Origin of the sequence: Mucilaginibacter angelicae (assembly GCF_042434235.1) — a bacterium.
Lineage (GTDB): Bacteria > Bacteroidota > Bacteroidia > Sphingobacteriales > Sphingobacteriaceae > Mucilaginibacter > Mucilaginibacter angelicae.
In genome coordinates this window covers 1-20,472 of sequence record NZ_JBHLTS010000017.1, presented here as the reverse complement: position 1 = coordinate 20,472, position 20,472 = coordinate 1, and the positions used below count along the sequence as shown (strand labels likewise).

Annotated in this window: 13 protein-coding genes; all 13 read left to right on the top strand. The window is 44.5% G+C overall.

Annotation, left to right across the window (positions count from 1 at the left end):
- The first annotated feature begins 54 nt into the window (after positions 1-54).
- The 13 genes from ACFFGT_RS05125 to ACFFGT_RS05065 all read left to right on the top strand — a co-directional run bounded on the left by ACFFGT_RS05125 (position 55) and on the right by ACFFGT_RS05065 (position 20,325).
- Positions 55-3,072 carry a SusC/RagA family TonB-linked outer membrane protein gene (locus ACFFGT_RS05125; RefSeq protein ID WP_377021435.1) on the top strand — a complete coding sequence of 1,006 codons (3,018 nt, stop codon included), beginning with the start codon at positions 55-57 and terminating at the stop codon, positions 3,070-3,072.
- A 16-nt stretch (positions 3,073-3,088) separates the two neighbouring features.
- A complete protein-coding gene (locus ACFFGT_RS05120) occupies positions 3,089-4,711 on the top strand; it encodes a RagB/SusD family nutrient uptake outer membrane protein (protein WP_377021434.1) in 1,623 nt (540 codons plus the stop codon).
- A gap of 55 nt (positions 4,712-4,766) precedes the next feature.
- The gene (locus ACFFGT_RS05115; protein WP_377021433.1) at positions 4,767-6,086 is read left to right on the top strand and encodes a BNR repeat-containing protein; all 1,320 of its coding nucleotides are present in this window, start codon (positions 4,767-4,769) and stop codon (positions 6,084-6,086) included.
- 349 nt (positions 6,087-6,435) lie between these two features.
- On the top strand, positions 6,436-7,665 hold the full coding sequence (locus ACFFGT_RS05110; RefSeq protein ID WP_377021432.1) for a DUF2264 domain-containing protein: 1,230 nt from the start codon (positions 6,436-6,438) through the stop codon (positions 7,663-7,665).
- 14 nt (positions 7,666-7,679) lie between these two features.
- On the top strand, positions 7,680-8,786 hold the full coding sequence (locus ACFFGT_RS05105) for a glycoside hydrolase family 43 protein (protein ID WP_377021431.1): 1,107 nt from the start codon (positions 7,680-7,682) through the stop codon (positions 8,784-8,786).
- Positions 8,787-8,812: 26 nt separating this feature from the next.
- Positions 8,813-9,121 (top strand): L-rhamnose mutarotase, encoded by a 309-nt coding sequence (gene rhaM / locus ACFFGT_RS05100; protein WP_377021430.1) that lies wholly within the window; start codon positions 8,813-8,815, stop codon positions 9,119-9,121.
- Positions 9,122-9,483: 362 nt separating this feature from the next.
- A complete protein-coding gene (locus ACFFGT_RS05095) occupies positions 9,484-10,050 on the top strand; it encodes an RNA polymerase sigma factor (protein ID WP_377021429.1) in 567 nt (188 codons plus the stop codon).
- Between the two features lie 80 nt (positions 10,051-10,130).
- Entirely contained in the window at positions 10,131-11,147 is a 1,017-nt protein-coding gene (locus tag ACFFGT_RS05090) for a FecR family protein (protein ID WP_377021428.1), read from the top strand.
- Positions 11,148-11,256: 109 nt separating this feature from the next.
- Positions 11,257-14,709 (top strand): SusC/RagA family TonB-linked outer membrane protein, encoded by a 3,453-nt coding sequence (locus tag ACFFGT_RS05085; RefSeq protein WP_377021427.1) that lies wholly within the window; start codon positions 11,257-11,259, stop codon positions 14,707-14,709.
- A gap of 11 nt (positions 14,710-14,720) precedes the next feature.
- A complete protein-coding gene (locus ACFFGT_RS05080) occupies positions 14,721-16,211 on the top strand; it encodes a SusD/RagB family nutrient-binding outer membrane lipoprotein (RefSeq protein ID WP_377021426.1) in 1,491 nt (496 codons plus the stop codon).
- A gap of 31 nt (positions 16,212-16,242) precedes the next feature.
- On the top strand, positions 16,243-17,742 hold the full coding sequence (locus ACFFGT_RS05075; protein WP_377021425.1) for a DUF5689 domain-containing protein: 1,500 nt from the start codon (positions 16,243-16,245) through the stop codon (positions 17,740-17,742).
- Positions 17,743-18,014: 272 nt separating this feature from the next.
- Positions 18,015-19,430: a calcineurin-like phosphoesterase C-terminal domain-containing protein gene (locus ACFFGT_RS05070; protein WP_377021424.1), complete on the top strand. Its 1,416-nt coding sequence runs from the start codon at positions 18,015-18,017 to the stop codon at positions 19,428-19,430.
- Positions 19,420-20,325, top strand: a complete 906-nt coding sequence (locus ACFFGT_RS05065; protein ID WP_377021423.1) for a glycerophosphodiester phosphodiesterase — start codon at positions 19,420-19,422, stop codon at positions 20,323-20,325. Before ACFFGT_RS05070 ends, ACFFGT_RS05065 begins: the two co-directional genes overlap by 11 nt.
- The last annotated feature ends 147 nt before the right edge of the window (positions 20,326-20,472 follow it).

The window sequence follows — 20,472 nt, the reverse complement described above, 5'->3', positions numbered from 1 at the left end:
CGGATTGCTGCCCTCAAAATCCAAATTAAATGAACCCAATAAACCAATTAAATTATGAAATATAGATTTACTCTCTTAAACAGTTTTTCCGTATGGCTTTTGATGATAATGCTGATAGGTGTTACCCAGCTGGCCGGCGCGCAAACAAAAATTAATGTAAAAGGCATTGTAAAAGATGCCACCGGCAATGTACTGCCAGGCGCAACGGTAAACATTGAAGGCACAAGCCAGTCAACCACAACCGATGTTAACGGGGCTTTTAAAATTGATGTTACCGAAGGCGCTACACTAAGGATCACCTTTGTAAGCATGGTTGCCAAAAGTATTCGGGTAACTAAAAACACAACTACATTAAACATAGTACTTGAAGACAGCAACAAGCAGCTAAACGAAGTTGTTGTGGTTGGTTACGGTACTCAAAAACGATCGGACGTTACAGGTTCGGTCACAACCGTGCCAAAGTCCCGCCTGTCGCAGTTGCCTGTTACTAACGTTCTGCAGGCTGTAGAAGGTGCTGTTGCTGGGGTGACTGTAACCACATCATCATCTATTCCTGGCCGCCAGCCTTCGGTTACGGTGAGGGGGCAAAATTCCATTTCGGCTGCTTCTGGTCCATTCGTGGTGGTTGACGGTATTCCGCTTACCAAAAGCGGCGGATCACTTAATGATATCAATCCAAATGATATTGCCTCAATGGAGATACTTAAAGATGCTTCTGCAGTAGCTATTTATGGTGCTAACGGCTCACAGGGTGTTATCCTGATCACTACAAAACGCGGTACAACCGGTAAACCGGTTATTCGTTACAATGGTTATGCCGGTTATGAAAACCTTGGGCATATCCTTGAACCGCGCGATCCTGCATCATTTACGCAAAAATTTCTGGATTATGAATCGCAAAACCACCTAACCCAGCAATTTCCGGAGCCGGTATATAATAACTCGGAAAGAGCTAACTATGCTGCAGGACACACCATTGACTGGGTAAAGGAAGCTACCCAGCAGGGCTTTATGCAAGACCATAACCTGAGCGTAACTGGTGGTACACCTGATGTTAAATACTTTTTATCTGGCGATTACCTGAAACAAAAAGGTGTTGTAAAAGGCTATCAGTATAACCGCGCCAGCGTACGTTCAAATTTAGATGTAAACGTAACCAGCTTCCTGAGCATAGGAGCAAATTTGTATTTCGCCAATAATAACTATGACGGTGGAAGGGCGAATTTGTTGAATGCAACCGCCATGAGCCCTTATGGTAATGAATATAACGCAGATGGAACTTATACCATTTATCCGATGGCGCCTGAGCAGTTATATACCAACCCACTGCTTGGCTTAACCACCAATCAGATAAACCGGAGCGTAAACATCAGCGGCAACGGTTATGCCGAAGTGAAATTTGGCGGTGTGCTCAAAGGTTTAAAATATCGCTTAAATGCCGGCTACACTTACTTGCCTACCCGTGTCGACAGCTATAGCGGCCGTTTAGCAAATACACCTTTAGGTTCGGCTGCTGCGTTAAGTTCTGAAACCAACAGTTACACGCTTGATAACCTTTTACTTTATACCCGCGATTTTGGCAAGCACCGGATTGATTTTACCGGATTGTACAGTGCTCAGCAGCGTAAATATTTTACTTCGGGTATAGCCGGGACCGGTTATATTAACGATGAACTGTCATTTAACCAAATTGGTATTGGCGCAACTGTATCAGGTGCAACGGTAAACAATTCGTTTTCGGGATCCTATTCAGACAGGTATGCACTTAATTCGCAAATGGCAAGGTTAAATTATTCATATGACAGCCGTTATTTAGCGACTATAACAGTTAGGCGCGATGGGTCATCTGTGTTTGGTGCCAATACATCAAAATATGGCTGGTTCCCTGTTGCAGCACTTGGCTGGAATGCATCTAATGAAGATTTTCTAAAAAACTCAAAATTGATCAATAGCCTAAAGCTTAGGGCATCATACGGTAAAACTGGTAACGAGGCCGTAAGTGTATACAGGACCATAACTTCTGATGGTACCGTGAGATTTCCGTTTAATGGGGTAAGTTCTGTAGGTATACAGGCCAGCAATCTTGGTAATAGTAACCTGCATTGGGAAAGCACTAACCAGGCCAATATAGCGGCAGATTTTTCTGTATTGAAAAGCCGGATCAGCGGTACCGTGGAATATTATGATTCAAGAACAACCGGGTTGTTGTTAAACCGCGCACTACCGTTGGTAACCGGTTATAATGTGGTGGTTGATAACATTGGTAAAGTGGCTAATAAAGGTATTGAGGTAACATTAAATACCCGCAATATTGACGGCAAAGATTTTAGATGGGAAAGCACCATTGTATTTGCATCAAACAAAAATAAAATTGTTGCCCTTTATGGAGATGGTAAAGATGATATAGGTAACAAATGGTTCATCGGCAAACCTATCAATGTAATATATGATTATAAAATGACAGGTGTTTGGCAAACAGGCGAAGATCCTTCCAAGCAGGATCCGGTTGCTAAGCCTGGCGATTTGAAGTTTGCCGACATCAACGGCGATGGTAAAATTACTGCTGATGGTGACAGAGTTGTATTGGGACAGCAAGACCCTAAATGGACAGGAGGTTTAACCAATACGTTTCATTACAAGAATTTTAACCTGAGCATCTTTGTACAAACGGCTCAGGGCATGTTAAAAAATAATGCGGATTTAAATTATGCCGACGAATCTGGCAGAAGAAATACACCTGCGGCAGTTGGCTACTGGACACCAACCAATAACAGTAACGAATTTCAGTCATTAACCTATACTAACACACGTGGTTATGGTTATCCGCGTAATGCCAGTTATACACGTATTAAGGATGTGACCTTTAGCTACGTAGTTCCCCAGAGGCTGCTTGATAAAGCAGGCATAAGCGGTTTAACCTTTTATTTGAGTGGTCGTAACCTGAAAACTTTTACAAACTGGATAGGATGGGATCCTGAGGCCAGTTACTCAACCCGAGGGTCTGGCGATTGGACAAATAATTATCCTCAAACCCGTACAATCATTTTAGGTGCTAATATTTCTTTAAAATAACTAACCCGTAAAAGACATGAAAAATTATTCAGCAATATTACTCTTTGCAGGGGTGTTAACAGCGTTTGCATCTTGCAAAAAATCATACCTTGACGAAAAACCGTACTCGTCATATACTCCCCTTACTGTTACAGATTCATTGGGCATGGAGGCATCAGCCATTGGCTTATACAATCTTGAAACAGGCATACTTACCTATTCAGGTGCGCAGGGCTGGCCAAGTGTTTGGCAGGTAGGCACCGATGTGGCAAATGCCACAGCCCAGCAGCAAGGTATAGAGGTTCCTTATTATAACTACAGCCTGTTAACATCACAAGACGGCGCCGCTAATTATATCTGGGGCAAATACTATGCACTTATCAATAACGCCAATATCATAATTGATAATGCCGAAAACCCATCAAATACAAAATTAGGCCCTGTAGGTAAAAAACAGGTAGAAGCGGAGGCTAAGTTTTTCAGGGCTTATGCCTATAATAACCTGGTTACCTTATTTGGTAAAGTGCCGCTTACCGATCATGCTTTGACTGTTCCTAAAACAAATTTTACCAGAGCTTCGCTTGATGAGTTAAACGCACTTATCCTAAGTGACCTTACTTATGCAAGTACTAACCTATCCGATTTAAATGCTGGTACCTCGAAAACGAACGCTCAGGGTAAACCTGTGGGCAGGGCCAATAAATATATGGCTATGCAGTTATTGGCCGAAGCTTACCTGCGTATGGGAAAAAATGACCTTGCCGAGCAGCAGGCGCAGGCCGTTATCAATAGCGGTAAGTTTAGCCTGATCAAAGCCCGTTATGGTGTGAGGGCAGGTGGTGCAGGCGATTATTATTCGGATATGTTTGTATACGGTAACGAACGCCGGGCACAGGGAAACAGCGAAGCTATCTGGGTGCTTGAGCAGGAAAACCCATCGGTTGTAGTAGGTGGCAATGTTGACAATGCCCAGCAACGCCGGGTATGGGGCGCGGCTTATTACGGAGTCCCTGGTATGTTGCCTTGTGATTCTTTAGGTGGCCGTAGTATTGCCAGGTTAAGGTTAAGCAATTGGGTGCTTTACGGCCTTTATCCTCAAGGCGATCTTCGTAATTCACAATACAGTATCAAAAGGCGATACTATTATAATGACCCTGCTTTCCCTGCTTTATTAGGAAAACCGGTACCATTTGCCGGTGCGGATACCTTGTTCAGGATTTGCCCAAGTACAACTAAATGGGGTGCTTTTGACCCTAATGATACTTTTGGCTATGCTATGATCAAAGATTTCATGATGATGCGCCTTGGCGAAACATATTTGTTACTTGCCGAGGCTCAAATGAAGCAGGGTAAAACTGCCGATGCAGCCACTTCAATTAACGTGTTAAGAACACGGGCTAATGCGCCGCAGGTAACGGCCGCGCAAATGACACTTGATTTTGTGCTTGACGAACGCGCAAGGGAGCTTATCGGCGAGGAAAACCGCCGCCAAACCCTGATGCGTACCGGTACCCTGGTTGATCGTGCTACACGGCTTAACAGTAACGATGCAGTTCATCCAACAACCGGGCTCGCGGCAAAAAATCTGCTGCTGCCTATTCCGCTTTCTGAAATACAACTGAATAAAGATGCAGTGCTGGAGCAAAACCCGGGCTATTAATTAAAACTCAAATAAAAAGTAAGGGCAGTATTTATTGCCCTTACTTTTACTTTTTATGAAGCTATCCCATTTAAAATCGCTGTTTTTTATAGGTACCATGCTTTGCGGTACTATGGTTACAATGGGCCAAAGTGCTAAGGTTACTACAAGTACCATAGGCCTGGGCTGGGCAAACAATTCGGTTAATACAGTAGTGTTCCGCAAAAACTCATTAGTTACTTTTAAGGGCGAACAATATGCCGCTTATTATAATAACGACCAGGCATTGGTATTAGCAAAGAGAAAAAGCGGCTCGGCTAAATGGCAGGTGGTAACTACGCAATATAAAGCAGATGCTGCCGATGCCCATAAGGATATCAGTATTATGGTTGATGGCAGCGGTTATTTGCATGTTGCCTGGGGGCATCATAACCAGGCTTTAAATTATGCTAAAAGCATTAAGCCTGGTAGTCTTATTTTATCGGCGCAACAAAGCATGACCGGCGTTAACGAAAACAAGGTGAGCTACCCCGAGTTTTACCGTTTACCGGGCGGCGACCTGCTATTTGTTTACCGCGACGGAGGCTCGGGCAATGGTAACCTGATGATGAACAGGTACAGTATGGCTTCGCAAAAATGGGTTAACATACAGCAAAATCTGATTGATGGCGAGGGCAAACGAAATGCCTACTGGCAAATGTGTATTGATAAAAAAGGAACTATCCACATTTCATGGGTGTGGCGCGAAAGCCCCGATGTGGCCAGCAACCATGATATGTGCTATGCCCGCTCAAACGATGGCGGTCTGACCTGGGAAAAATCAACAGGCGAAAAATATACACTTCCCATCAACGCTGCCAATGCCGAATATGCCTGCAAAATACCGCAGCACAGCGAACTCATTAATCAAACATCCATGTTTGCCGATGATAAAGGTAACCCCTTTATTGCTACCTATTGGCGGGATAGCAGTACAATAATACCACAATACCATATTGTTTTTAAAACGGCTGATGGTTGGCGGTCGGCTAATCTTGGTTTCAGGAAAACAGCATTCAGTCTTGGTGGGGTAGGTACTAAACGCATCCCCATATCACGCCCGCAAATCATTGCCTGGAACCATGACGGGAAACAATCGGCAGCGATCATTTTCAGGGATGCCGAACGTGGCGATAAAGTTTCTGTAGCTGTAAATAGCGACCTGAAAACAGCAAACTGGCTGGTTAGTGATTTAATAGCCACATTTGTAGGTAACTGGGAGCCGACTTATGATACTGAATTATGGAAAGATAAAAAAGTACTGAACTTATTTGTACAACAGGTAACCCAGGTTGATGGTGAAGGTAAGGCCAGTATAGCCCCCACAGAAGTACAGGTACTGGAATGGAAGCCTTAAATCCGAAAGTCTTTAGTCAGAAATCTCAAGTCAAAAGCTTTTAAATAGGTCTTAAGAAAAAAGACTTAAGACTTAGATACTGTTTTAAAATGATAAATATCCTTTACAGGTAGATGAAATTTCATTGCCGTTGGTTTTAACCAACGGAATAATGTGTAGCGATAAGAGGGCTTCAGCCCAAGTCCGCTTGCATAATTGGGCTAAAGCCAGGACTTTTTAGCTTTTTACCGTTGGTTAAAACCAACGGCAATGAAGTTTTTTCAAATTTAAACAGCTTTTTAGAACTTTCGACTTAAGACTTTTAACTCAGAACTTAAACCAAAACGTAATAAACAAATAAATAGCCCGGATGAAAAAGCTTATATTTTACTTCATACTAATAAGTACACCGTTTTTGGCATCAGCCCAAAGCAAAAAGATGCAGGTACCCGACAGGAAATTGTGGTTAAGCTACATGGATAAAGTAGCCCGGCCGGTGATCAGTAACCTCGCGGCCGATCAGCTTAAAGAGAAAATGCCTATGCTGTTATCAGATCGGATCGACAATAAGGAAAGCCGGACCAAAGTGGGATATCTTGAAGCCTTTGGCCGTACCTTAAGCGGCATAGCTCCATGGTTACAGTTAGAGGGTGGCGATCCTGCCGAGGTAAAGCTTCGTGAACAATACAGGGCCTGGGCTTTAAAAGCCATTGCCAACGCGGTTAACCCGCAGGCTAAAGATTATTTGCAATGGAGCGGGGGCCAGCCATTGGTTGATGCCTCATACGTAGCTTTTGCGCTGGTAAGAAGCCCCTGGTTATGGGAGCATTTGGACGAAACTACCAAAAAACAGGTTGTTGAAGTAATGAAGGCAACCCGCTCAACGGTGCCGGTTTACTCCAACTGGATCCTGTTCTCGGGGATGATAGAAGCGTTTTTTTGTAAGTACGATCTGGGTTATGACCCGGTAAGGGTTGAATTTGGCATTCGTGAATTTACCGAGCACTGGTATGTTGGCGACGGCATGTATTCGGACGGGATGAGCTTTCACCTTGATTATTATAACAGCATTGTAATCCACCCAAACCTGAGCACGATATTGGAGGAGGTTAATACCAAAAAGAAAAGTTATGCGCGTGAGCAGCAGCGGGAACTGGCCATCGGTCAGCGTTATGCCGAGGTACTGGAACGCCTTATTAATGCCGATGGAAGCTATCCGGCCATCGGTCGGTCGATTGTTTACCGCGGCGGTGTATTTCATCACCTGGCCAATATCGCTTACAAAAAGCAATTGCCTGCAAGCCTGAAACCTGCACAGGTAAGGTGTGCACTTACAGCCATGATCAAAAAAACGCTTGGTGCACCCCAAACCTTTACTGCCGATGGCTGGCTTAATATCGGTTTATATGGCAAGCAACCTGGTCTGGCCGATTTTTACATTACAACCGGCAGCCTTTACATCTGCTGCAATGTTTTCGCACCCCTGGGTTTACCAGAAACAGATCCGTTTTGGGCCGATGCGAATGAACCATGGACTGCCGTTAAGATTTGGAGCGGCCAGGATGCACCTGCCGATCATGCACTTGATATCAGAAAATAACAAAACATCTTTATATGAAATACTATCGCTTTTTATTGCCTGCCTTTTTGCTGCTAAGCATCATTGGCCGTGCCCAAACCAAATTAACAAGTTTTAGCCCGGGTGCAATTTGGCCCGATGATAAAGGGGTACACATCAATGCCCACGGGGGCGGCATCCTTTATGATAATGGTGTGTATTACTGGTTTGGCGAACACAAAATTACCGGTGATGCAGGCAACAGGGCAATGGTTGGGGTTCATTGCTATTCGTCAAAAGATCTGTACAACTGGAAGGACGAGGGGATTTCCCTGAGCGTTTCGCCCGATGCCACAAATGATATTGCAAAAGGCTGTATCCTGGAGCGGCCCAAGGTAATTTATAATAAAAAGACAAAAAAATATGTAATGTGGTTTCACCTGGAGCTATTGGGCAAGGGCTACAGCGCGGCCCGCGCCGGGGTTGCCGTGAGTGATAAGGTGACCGGTCCGTACAAATTTGTCAAAAGCTATCGCCCTAACCCGGGGCAGATGCCGTTTTACCCGGCGCTCACGCCCGAAGGTGATAAGGTAAATTGTGTTAACCCAGCTACCGAAACTGATAAGTTTTTTTGCCGCGATATGCCCGGCGGACAGATGGCCCGCGACATGACCGTTTTTGTTGACGATGACGGCAAAGCTTACCACGTTTTTTCATCCGAAGAAAACTACACGCTTGACCTCGCCGAATTGACTCCTGATTATACGGGCCATACCGGTAAATTCATTCGCATATATATAGGCCACCAAACCGAAGCGCCGGCTTTGTTTAAACGCAACGGAATTTATTATATGATTGGTTCGGGTTGTACAGGCTGGGCGCCTAATGCGGCCCGCTGGTTTTCTGCCAAATCGATCTGGGGGCCATGGACTTACCACGGTAACCCCTGCCAGGGTCCGGATAGCAAGATCACCTACGGCGGTCAAAGCACCCATGTGCTGCCTGTAGCTGGTAAAAAAGATGCATTCATATTTATGGCCGATAAATGGACGCCAAAAGATGCTATTGATGGCCGCTACCTGTGGCTGCCCATCAGCTTTAAAGGCGATGATATTGAAATAAGCTGGATGGATAACTGGAACCTTAGTGTATTTAATAAATAGCAGGTTAACCCTTTAAAATTATCACAATGGCAAGAGTCGCATTTAAAATGAAAATGCATGAAGGCCGGGCTGCCGAATACAAGGCACGGCACGATGCCATCTGGCCCGAATTAAGCAGTTTGCTTAAGGATGTTGGGATCAGTAATTATTCCATTTTTTTAGATGAGGATACCAACTGGCTCTTTGGCGTTATGGAAGTTGAGGATCAGGAGGCCCTTGATCATTTGCCCGATAGCCCCATTATGAAAAAGTGGTGGTTGTATATGGCTGATATTATGGATACCAATGCTGATCATTCGCCGGTAAGTATATCTTTAAAGNGCCATAAAGGCTAACGTACTATTGAAAAGCGTCATTGCGAGGCACGAAGCAATCCCCTGTAAGCAGGTCCGCCCTGTATAGTTTGGGATTGCTTCGTGCCTCGCAATGACGCTTTTATATTATACTTAACGTCCCATCAGGGTCTCTTGCAGAGGCCCAAGGGGACATGAAGTTTAAAAAGGCTGTCATGCTGAGCCTGTCGAAGCATGGTGGGTGGGCCTCTGTGCGCGAGTCTTCGACAGGCTCAGACTGACAGCCCCACCACTCTTATTGTTACTGCTACGTATCCTTTAACAGCCATTTCTGTTGTTTTGTCCCCTCTTAACATTATCCTAATATAGCAGCCTTACATTTGAGACCAAAACAACTCTTTGGCATGTATCCTGCACTTACTGATGAAGCGTTGATGGGGCTTTTACAGCAAAGCGATCCCGTTGCCCTTGAAACACTTTTTAATCGTTATTACAAAACTTTATGCCAGCTGTGCACGGTGTACACTAAAGATTATACCATAGCCGAAGAGATCACCGCCAACCTTTTCATTAAACTTTGGGATAACCGCGAAACGGCCATCCTTAACGTAAAGAGTTACCTGTTTGTTGCCGCTAAAAACCTCTCCTTAAATCATATCCAGAAAAAGAAGGACCCTGTACGTTCTATTGAAGATATCGACCTGAAAGGTTATGTATTGAAGGACAGGGATACCCCTTTTAAAATCCTCTCGGGCCGCGAATCGTACAATAAAATATTGAGCCTGATTGATACCTTGCCTGCCAGCCAGAGGCAGGTGCTGCTCATGAGCCGTATCGATAACCTTGATAAAAATGAGATAGCCAAAGTTTTAGGGATCTCAGTGCGTACGGTTGAAACCACACTTTACCAGTCTATCAAAAAGCTTCGTCAGTTGTTAAAAGGGCAGCACAATTTCACTTCCGAGGGTTAATGATTTCTTAATGTAAACTTAACTCATTTCGCTACGTATCGGCTCCGTAAAATCGGTCTTTAAGTTCAGAGACAGATTTAATGGAAGATAATAGCTACCGCTTAATAGTTGAATATTTTGAAAAAACCATCAGTGATGATGGCTTAACGCAGTTACAGGAGTGGATTGAGGAAAGCCCCGAAAACCTTGCCCAGTTCAGCGAAACCATCCAGATCCTGGAAGCATCCAAAACTTATTTTAAACAGCCCGAACATACTGAGAGCAGCTGGGCCAAGATCAACGCTCATATAACCCAGCCTCAAATACCTGTAAAAACACACACGCCTAAATTCAACTGGATAGCCTACGCCGCGGCCTGCCTGCTTATTTGCACTTCGGGCTGGTTTGGATACAAGTATTTTAACCAGTCATCAGCTTTGGTTTATGAAGAAATTAGTAACGCCGATGGTAAGCATTCTAAAATAAAACTGCCCGATAGTTCGGTAGTATACCTGGGCGGCGGCAGTAAACTTAAATATGTTAAAAACTTCAGCGGTGAAAAACGCGACGTTATGCTTGACGGCGAAGCTTTTTTTGATGTGGTTCATAAAGCCAAACCATTTGTAGTAAAAAGCGGCGATATCACCACTGTAGTATTGGGCACCTCATTTAATATCAAAGCCTATCTGGCCGAACATAAAGTAGCCGTAACCGTGCAAAGCGGCAAGGTTGGGGTAATGGCCAATGTACATGGACAGCCTCAAATGGTTAAATATCTGGTGAAGAACGAGGAGATCAGCATCAACACTCAAAACGGTATCTATACTTTTAATAATATCGATGCTGCGGCTGTTACTTCATGGATCAATAATGAATTTGTTTTTTACAATACAACTTACAGTGAAATAGCCGCTTCGCTTGAGCATCATTACGGCGTTAAGATCAGGTTTACAGAACCAGACCTTGGCAATGTGAGGCTTACGGCAAAATTAAAGGGAATGACATTGGCGGATGCCATGGAAACCCTGAGTGCGCTATCAGGATTGGGCTATACGCAAAAAGGCGATCAGCTATTTGTTTCAAACAATAATCAAAAAGGAGGAAGCATCATGAAATAGTATTTACCTGGCTATTGGTAAAAGCCTGGACGTTGCTGGTAACAACCCCAGGCTTCAAATTTTGACAATTTAAACTCACGGTTAGACAAGTATAAATTAAAGTAAATATATGAAAAAGTTATGGTTATTAACCATGCTGTTCGTTTTACAATTGCCTTTTGGCGGCATAAACGCTAAGGCTCAAACAGTAATAAACAAAAGGATCACTTTTGGTGCCGATGGTGCCATGCTAAAGGATGCCTTTCAGCAAATAGAAAAATTAAGCGATGTATCGATAAGCTATAACAATAGCTTACTTGATGATAAACGCAAAGTAAACATAGCAAAAGCAGAGCGCTCACTGGGTGAAACACTTGACCTGCTTTTAAAAGGTACCACCTGCACCTACAAAGCGGCAGGCGAACGTAATATCCTCATCATTGCAAAAACACAGGATAGGAGTAGCATTAAAGGGAAAGTGGTTGACGAACAAGGTCAGCCGCTTCCCGGTGCTACTGTAAAAGTACCGGGAGCAGGTGCCACCACAATTAGTGGGGGTGATGGTTCATATACATTAAATATTGTACCAGGCACTTACACTGTTGAGGCAAGCTTTATCTCCTACGAAACTAAGAGGGTCCAGAATGTAAGCGTTAGCTCAAATGCAAACACCGTTTTAAATATTACACTTAATCCGGCAGATAATAAGCTTAACGAAGTTGTGGTAACAGCGCTCGGGATCAAAAGGGAAGACAAAAGTTTGGGTTATTCGGCACCGGTTATTAAAGGTGATCAGTTAACTGCAGCCCTTTCGGGTAACTGGACAGATGCCTTATCGGGCAAGGTGGCAGGTTTGAACCTCATCCGCTCGAACAGCGGCCCGGCCGGATCAAACAAAATTATCCTTCGTGGTGAAAACAACCTTACCGGCGATAATGAGGCTTTGATAGTTGTTGACGGTGTGGTGATTAACCAGGGCAGCGGCAGGCGCACAAGTAACTCCGGCGAATCGGCCTATGGCACCAGCAGTGATAACATGCCTGCCGATTATGGGAGTAACCTAAACGACATCAATCCCGAAGATATTGAGACGGTAACGGTATTGAAAGGGCCGGGCGCCGCAGCGCTTTATGGTCAGCGCGGTGCCAATGGCGCTATCATCATTACCACCAAATCGGGTAAAAAGCATAGCGGCTTAGGTATTACCTTTAACTCAAATGCAAGTTTGGAAAGCGTAAACCGCTGGCCCGATTTGCAGTATGAATACGGGCAGGGTACAGCAGGCTCCCGTTATTATTCGTTCGGTGCAGGTCCTGACGGCGCAAGTACCAGTGCAACAAGCTCGGCCTACGGCCCTAAGTTTGATGGGCAGCTTTTTTATCAGCTTGATCCAGCTACTCAAAAGCAAAGCACAGTACGTACACCATGGGTGCCATACAAAAACCAGATCCGCGATTTTTTTGACGTAGGGCAAACTTTTACCAATTCGGTAAGTGTTGACGGCGGCAGCGATAAAACAACAGCGCGTTTTTCGGCAACCAACGTTACTAATCACTGGATAACTCCCAATACAGGTTATACCCGTAACAGCATCGCCTTATCGGTTAACTCCAAGATCAATGATAAGTTAACTATCAGCGCAAAAGTAAATTATAACAATAGAAACAGCGATAATCTGCCTGGTGCGGGTTATGGTAACCAATCACTGATGTACTGGTTTATTTTTTGGCAGCCCAATGCCGATTTAAACTGGTTAAAGAACTACTGGCGAAATGGACAGGAAGGTAAAACCATCTTTTATCCTTTCAGCTCCTTCCCCGAAAACCCTTATGCCGTATCGTACGAGTTTATCAACAGATCAAACCGTAATTCGGTTACCGGCAACGTTGAAGCACTTTACAGCATTACCAAAGAGTTGAGCTTACAGGTTCGTGCTACCTTAGATATGGGTTATGAGCAGCGCGCACAGCAGCGTCCCTATGATGCAGGTACCAAATACCCGAAAGGCTCATACCGTACTCAAAATATTTATTCGGAAGAACAAGGCGGCGATTTCCTGTTGAAGTACAACAAAAAAATAACTCACGATGTTAATATAACCGCGACAGCAGGCGGCAGTATGCTCCGTAATAATTATAACCGTGATGAGGTACGTGCCGATTCACTGGTATATCCCGGTGTGTATTCAATGGCCAACAATGCCGGTCCGCTGGTTACGCTGCCGTTCAAATCAAAATATGCTATCAACAGTTTTTACGGCTTGTTGTCAACATCGTTCAAAGATTACCTCTATGTTGATTTAACAGCCCGCCAGGACTGGATCAGTACCCTTGCAACTGCCGATCGTACCGACCAGGTTGGTTTCTTTTATCCATCGGCAAGCATGAGCTTTTTGCCGTCGGAAGCATTTAAGCTGCCTAAGTTTATTGATTATGCAAAGGTAAGGGCATCGCTTGCCGGGGTGGGTAGCGGTACAACAAACCCTTATCAAACAACATTTAATTACGTATCGGCAGGCAGTACCTATGCAGGTGGTTTGCAAAACCCGCGTACACTCTCCAATCCCGATCTGAAACCTTTACGCACTACAACACTTGAAATTGGTGCAGAAACAAGGATGTTCAATAGCCGTTTGGGTTTTGATATTGCTTTGTACACGGGTAATACTAAAAATCAGATCCTTAGCCGCACTGTCGATCAGTCGTCAGGTTACAATCAGGCAGTGATCAACGTGGGCCGTGTAAATAACAAGGGTATTGAAATTACATTAAACGGAACGCCGATCCGTAAAGCCAATGCATTTAGCTGGAATGTTACAGCAACATTCAGCGCCAATAAAAACACTATTGAACAGCTTGCGGATAGTGCGGTAGTATTGCGTAACGGCCCTACGGGCGGTGGTCAGATAGTAGCACGTGTAGGTGGCAGTATGGGCGATATGTATGGCCGCGGCTATTTACGCTCACCTGATGGGCAGATAGTTTATGATGCGGCTACAGGTTTTGCCAAATTATCAGATAACCTGGTTTACCTGGGCAACACCATCCCTAAATGGAAGGCAAGCATGGGACACGATTTCAGGTATAAGCAATTTAACCTTCACCTGTTGTTTGATGCCCAGGTTGGCGGTGTATCGTACTCACTTTCAAACTATAAACTGGCCGAGCAGGGTAAAACAACGCTTACCTTACCGGGCAGGTATAATGGGATCATAGGTAAAGGTGTTATCCAAAACCCTGACGGAAGCTACAGGCCTAACGATGTAATCGCTACAGATATTGATGGTTACTATCGCTCGCACTATGGTATTGACAATGCCGAAGGCAATACATTTTCAACCAACTTCCTGAAATTCCGCGAAGCAAGATTTGATTATTCATTAAGTCCGCGTTTGGTTAAACGCCTTGGTTTGCAGCGTGCTACCGTAGGTGTGTACGGTCGTGACCTGTACATCTGGACTAAGTGGCCAATCTTCGATCCTGAATTTGGCACACTTTCGGGCAGCGACATTGTGCAGGGATTTGAGATTGCACAATTCCCGTCAACCCGCACATTTGGTTTTAACATAGTTATTGGCATTTAATAATTAACAATATGAAAAGGAACGGATATATAATTATATCGATGATGATGTTGTTCGTTAGCATAATGTCGTCATGTAAAAAGGATTTTATAGCGCTTAATACCGATCCAAACGGTACGCCAAACGCGCTGCCACAACAATTGCTGGCCCCGGCGCTGGTAAATACTTTAGGCATCAATATGCTGCGCGCCCGTAATTTTAATAACGAGCTGATGCAGGTAACTGTTGACCCCGGCGATTCGGAAGGTAAAGTGTTCAGGTATGATATTAAACGTACCTGGGCCGATGTTACCTGGAATGGCTGGTATACCCAGTTAACCAACTTTAAAGATATCTACACCATTGCCAGCAAAGAGGTTACCTATAATAAAACCTACATGGGCATTTCGCTCATCTGCCAGGCCTGGTTATATTCCATGCTTACAGATACCTATGGCGATGTGCCTTATTTCGATTCCAACAAAGGCAAGGAAGGAAACTTTACGCCTAAGTTTGATAAGCAGAAAGAGATCTACCTGGATATTTTCAAAAACCTGGAAGCCGCGGATACCTTGCTTAATGCATCGGCAAACGTAGTTGCGGGCAGCGACCCTGTATTCAACGGCAATGCGTTAAAATGGCGCAAGTTTGGTAACTCACTTTATTTGAGGTTATTGTTAAGGGTATCAGGCAAGGCCGATGTTTCGGCACAGGTGATTGCCAAGATCAAACAGATGGTTGATACCAATCCTGATGCTTATCCTATCATGGCAAGCAATGACGAGTCGGCCGTTTTACGCTGGACTGGCTCCGGCTCCTTAACATCTCCATTTATAGGCGGCGTACGTGAGCAGGACTGGCGGGCTATTGGTTTGTGCGAGTATTTTGTCAACAATTTGGCCAAATGGGCCGATCCAAGGTTAACCAGTAATCGCTGGTCGATATCAAGTTACCAGGGCGGGATCCAGGGGATCCCAAGCGGTTATGCCCCGGGCGAAAACATTGGCATCAAATCATATTTCCTGTCAACTACATCAACAACTACATTAATGAATGATCCGCTGATGGGGAATATCATGAACTATTCGGAACTGCAGTTTATCCTGGCAGAAGCTGCTGCCAAAGGCTGGATTTCGGGCGATGCGGCTACGTATTATAAAAATGGGATCCAGGCAGGCATCACATTTTGGATTCCAACCTATAACACGCCGATAGATACCTATTTAACCGGCGCCGATATCACCTGGGATAATGCTGCCCAGCTCGACGAGAAGATGGAGATGATCCACGTTCAAAAATACTACTCTATGTTTTATACTGATTTTGAGCAGTGGTTTGAGTATCGCCGTACTGGTCACCCGGTGTTGCCGAAAGGTAATGGTTTAAGGAATAATGGCATTATGCCGGCCAGGCTGCAATACCCTGTTTATGTGCAATCGGCCAATCCTGATAGTTACAAAGCTGCTGTTGCAGCGCAGGGTGCAGATGATATCAGTACCCAGGTATGGTGGCAAAAACAATAACAAACCGGTTTTAAACTAAGATCTCTATAAAATGAAAAAGATATATTTATTACTGGTGCTTGCAATGGCTGTCAGTATAAGTTCATGTAAAAAGAACAACTATGCCCAGGGCACTTTAAGTCCCATCATAGCTGTTGTTGACCTTCGGGGTATTTACAAAGGCTCGGATGTTGTGCTGAACAGCAATAATATGGGCGGTGCTAAAGAAATGGTAGGCGTGGTAATTTCAAACGCGGCGGCGGGTAATTGCCCGGCAGGCGTATTGGTGGTGCAAAATAACCGCCGCAGCGCAGTAAGGGGTATTTCCCTTGAAATAGGCAGCGCGGCAGCAAATTACATTCCCGGCGATTCGGTAGTGGTACAGGTTGATGGTGCTACACTTACCAAAGTGAATGGCAGCATGCGTATTAAAGGCCTAACCGAGGCGTCGGTAAATAAAGTTGCCGCCAATAAGGCTATCAAAGTGCAATCTGTTCCATCGGCTACTTTATTGGCTTCGCCCGATATTTATGAAAATACACTGGTTACTATTGCTAAAGCGGTAGCCGACCCTGAGCCGCAGCAAGGCGAAACCTATGCGGGTGATAAAACCATTAACGATGGTTTTGGTAAAATAACAATGCATACCGAGGCTAACGCTGCTTTCGCAGCTACGGAATTACCATTCAGTGCTAATTTTACAGGTATCCCCTTTGCGGTAACATCCGGTACGGATACCAAAATGCAGCTTTGGCCGCGCACCATCGACGATGTGTTTACCCTTGCGGCAACCAAACCTTCGCCGATTATCATAACCGGTTACCTCACCAATCCTTCGGGCAGCGATGCTGATTACGAATATATCCAGTTTAAGGCAACTAAGGATATCGACTTTTCGGTAACCAATTATGCCGTGGTAACCTGTAATAATGCAGGCACTAACCCGGCACCTGTAAACGGCTGGGCACAGGGGCTGGCAAAAACCTACAAGTTTAACCTTACATCGGGCTCGGTTAAAAAAGGCGGGTTCTTTTATGTGGGCGGTAATAAAAATATCTGGGGCAAAGGTTCAACCGATATTAGCTCGTCAAACTGGATCAACAGTACGATGTATGCCGAAGTGCCGGGTGCTGATTTTGGCAACGTAACAACCAACCTGCTGGCCAATAGCGGTAACGTTGCGGGGATAGCCGTGTTTGCAGGTACAACCGTTAATGCCGCAAGTGTTCCGCTTGATTTGATCATGTACGGCGGTGGGGGTACCGTTTATTCGGCCGGTCCGCCGGAAGTTGGTTACCGTATTACAAATACCGATTATTACAGTACCATCAACCCGGTAACCCGTACAGAACAGGGCTTTTACGGCGGCGGCTCCAATACATCAAAACTCACCTTGCCAACTGACGGCTTATTTAGCCAGTTGGGTGGTGTTTATGATGCATTTACCGGCAGATGGATAACCGGCAGGACAGTAACCAGCATCCCGCTAACGCTTACATCACCGATAACTGCTATTGAAACAGCTACCGGCTTTACAACAATTCAAAATTAAAACAATAAAGAGGCTGTGATGAATTTATAGGTGTAAAAGCCAGGGAATGTGCGATTCCCTCCCCTGGGAGGGTGTAGGGAGGGGTTTTATCCGCCTGATCATTTGATCGGTAAGGCGGATAACCCCTACCTGCCATCACACGTTTCTGTTGCGCCCCTCCCGAGGGAGGGAATTGAAAGCTTTTGAATACCTATAATTTATCATCGGGTCTTTTTTATCATCCACATTTACCAGCGCTCAAAACCTCCTTGAGCACCGAAAATACAATCCAAATGAACAGAAGATCATTTTTACAGGGCGTAGGCCTTATAACCGGCGGCGCATTCATCTCGCTCCGCGCCAATGCATTTACTCAATTATTAACTGCCGATACTGTAAAAGGCCGCGTTACGGCGGGTAAAAAAGGAATTAAAGGTGTGGTAATATCCGATGGTTTTTCGGTAGTGCTTACCGATGATAAAGGTAACTACGAACTTACACCCAATGAAAAAGCCAAAAGCATATTCATGAGCACCCCATCGGGTTACGAGTTTAAAACCGATTATAATGTTGCTAAACATTACGAAAAAATTGGCAGCAGCTCGCATTTTGATTTTAAGCTGGAGCCGCTGAAGGCTGATGATAACAACCATCATTTCATCATCTGGGCCGATCCGCAAGTGAAAAACAAAAAGGATGTTAAGCAAATGATGGATACTTCGGTACCGGATACCATCGCTACCATAAAATCATTAGGGAAAGATGCACTGGTACACGGCATTTGTGTGGGTGATATTGTATGGGATAACCATGAGCTTTTCCCAGATTATAATGAGGCGGTGGCCCAAATGGGCATCCCGTTTTTCCAGGCGATAGGTAACCACGATATGGATTACCGCCAGGGTGGTGATGAAACATCGGATGTTACTTTTAAACAGGTTTACGGGCCAACCTATTATTCATTTAACCGCGGCAAAGCGCACTATGTGGTGCTCGATAATGTGCGTTACCTTGGTGTTGAGCGCGAGTACGACGGTTATATTACCGAAGACCAGCTGAACTGGCTGGCAAAAGACCTGCAATATGTTAAAAAAGACCAGCTGCTGATCATTAACCTGCATATCCCGGTTTACAACCAGGTAAAAAACAACCAGGATTTTTATAAAGCGCTGGAGGGTTTCAGCAATGTACACATTATGTCGGGCCATACGCATTACCATGATAACAATATTACCAATGGTATTTTTGAACATAACCACGGCACGGTATGCGGTGGCTGGTGGACAGGCCCCATCTGTGTTGATGGCACCCCGCGCGGTTACGGCGTTTATTCTGTAAATGGCACCGAGCTGAAATGGTATTATAAATCGACAGGCTTACCGGCCGAAAACCAGATCAGTGTTTATGCTGAAAAGCTGACCGGCCAGATGCGCCTCATTGCCAACATTTGGAACTATGACCCGCAATGGAAGGTTGTGTATTTTTTAGATGACAAACCAATGGGAGCACTAACAAAAGAGCAGGGATATGATCCATTATCGGTAAGTTTGTACAAAGGTGATCAGTTACCGGCAGGTCGTCATTTTGTGGAGCCGCATGAAACAGGTCACTTGTTCGTAGCGCATTTTGAGCCTTCAGTTAAAAAAGTAAGAGTTGAAGCTACAGATCGTTTCGGCAATAAATATTCAAGCGAATTAGATGCAAAATAAATTAAACATTGTTGCCGGAATAAGCCTTATCTTGTTATCAGGCTTTACCGTTGTTAAAAACATGGAATTTAAAAATGCGGATTTTCCTTCCTTCAGTGCCGAAGCACATCGCGGCGGTAGGGGACTGATGCCCGAAAATACCATCCCGGCTATGAAAAACGCCATTGATCTTGGTGTTGTTACAACACTGGAGATGGATACGCATATTACGGCTGATGGGCAGGTGGTACTATCGCATGACGAATACATTAACCCGTTGTTCTCACTTACGCCCGATGGTAAAGAGATCAGTAATGAAGAAGGGAAAAATCTTATCCTCTATAAAATGAAGTATAAGGATTTGAAGAAATATGATGTAGGCTCAAAACCATACAGCAAATTTCCGCGCCAGAAAAAGCTTAAAACCTATATGCCGCTATTGTCCGAACTGATTGATTCGGTACAGAATTATATTAAGGTGAACCACAAAAAGCCCGTATTCTATAACATAGAAACCAAATGCTCACCTGCCGGCGATGGTATTTATAATCCCAGCGCGGATGAGTTTGTGGAGAAACTAATGGCTGTCCTGATCAAGAAGAAGATCCTGCCTTATGTGGTGATCCAGTCGTTTGATAAACGTACGCTGCAGATCATACACAAAAAATATCCCGATGTGCGCACCTCTTATCTCATCGAAAACAAAAAATCGTTTGAAGATAACATGACCGATCTGGGGTTTACCCCCTTCATCTACAGCCCGGACTATAAACTGGTCAATGCCGACCTGGTAAAGAAATGCCACGATGCGAAGATTAAAGTATTACCATGGACAGTAAACACCAAAGCTGAGATTGAGCAGCTGAAAAGTTTAGGTGTTGACGGTGTTATTACGGATTACCCGGATTTGTATTAGGGGCCGATATACACAAAAATATGTCATTGCTGTAAAGGTTAGATAATTCGGTAACAGAATTAGCTTTATATAACTAAGCTAATTTTGTTATGCGAATAAACACCAATGATCTGACGCTAAAGCGAAACTATCTAAGTAAGTATCGTT

Excerpts from the sequence above, each read along its gene's own strand:
- ACFFGT_RS05125 (WP_377021435.1), top strand. The coding sequence starts at position 55 with ATGAAATATAGATTTACTCTCTTAAACAGTTTTTCCGTATGGCTTTTG.
- ACFFGT_RS05120 (WP_377021434.1), top strand. The coding sequence starts at position 3,089 with ATGAAAAATTATTCAGCAATATTACTCTTTGCAGGGGTGTTAACAGCG.
- ACFFGT_RS05115 (WP_377021433.1), top strand. The coding sequence starts at position 4,767 with ATGAAGCTATCCCATTTAAAATCGCTGTTTTTTATAGGTACCATGCTT.
- ACFFGT_RS05110 (WP_377021432.1), top strand. The coding sequence starts at position 6,436 with ATGAAAAAGCTTATATTTTACTTCATACTAATAAGTACACCGTTTTTG.
- ACFFGT_RS05105 (WP_377021431.1), top strand. The coding sequence starts at position 7,680 with ATGAAATACTATCGCTTTTTATTGCCTGCCTTTTTGCTGCTAAGCATC.
- ACFFGT_RS05095 (WP_377021429.1), top strand. The coding sequence starts at position 9,484 with ATGTATCCTGCACTTACTGATGAAGCGTTGATGGGGCTTTTACAGCAA.
- ACFFGT_RS05090 (WP_377021428.1), top strand. The coding sequence starts at position 10,131 with ATGGAAGATAATAGCTACCGCTTAATAGTTGAATATTTTGAAAAAACC.
- ACFFGT_RS05085 (WP_377021427.1), top strand. The coding sequence starts at position 11,257 with ATGAAAAAGTTATGGTTATTAACCATGCTGTTCGTTTTACAATTGCCT.
- ACFFGT_RS05080 (WP_377021426.1), top strand. The coding sequence starts at position 14,721 with ATGAAAAGGAACGGATATATAATTATATCGATGATGATGTTGTTCGTT.
- ACFFGT_RS05075 (WP_377021425.1), top strand. The coding sequence starts at position 16,243 with ATGAAAAAGATATATTTATTACTGGTGCTTGCAATGGCTGTCAGTATA.
- ACFFGT_RS05070 (WP_377021424.1), top strand. The coding sequence starts at position 18,015 with ATGAACAGAAGATCATTTTTACAGGGCGTAGGCCTTATAACCGGCGGC.
- ACFFGT_RS05065 (WP_377021423.1), top strand. The coding sequence starts at position 19,420 with ATGCAAAATAAATTAAACATTGTTGCCGGAATAAGCCTTATCTTGTTA.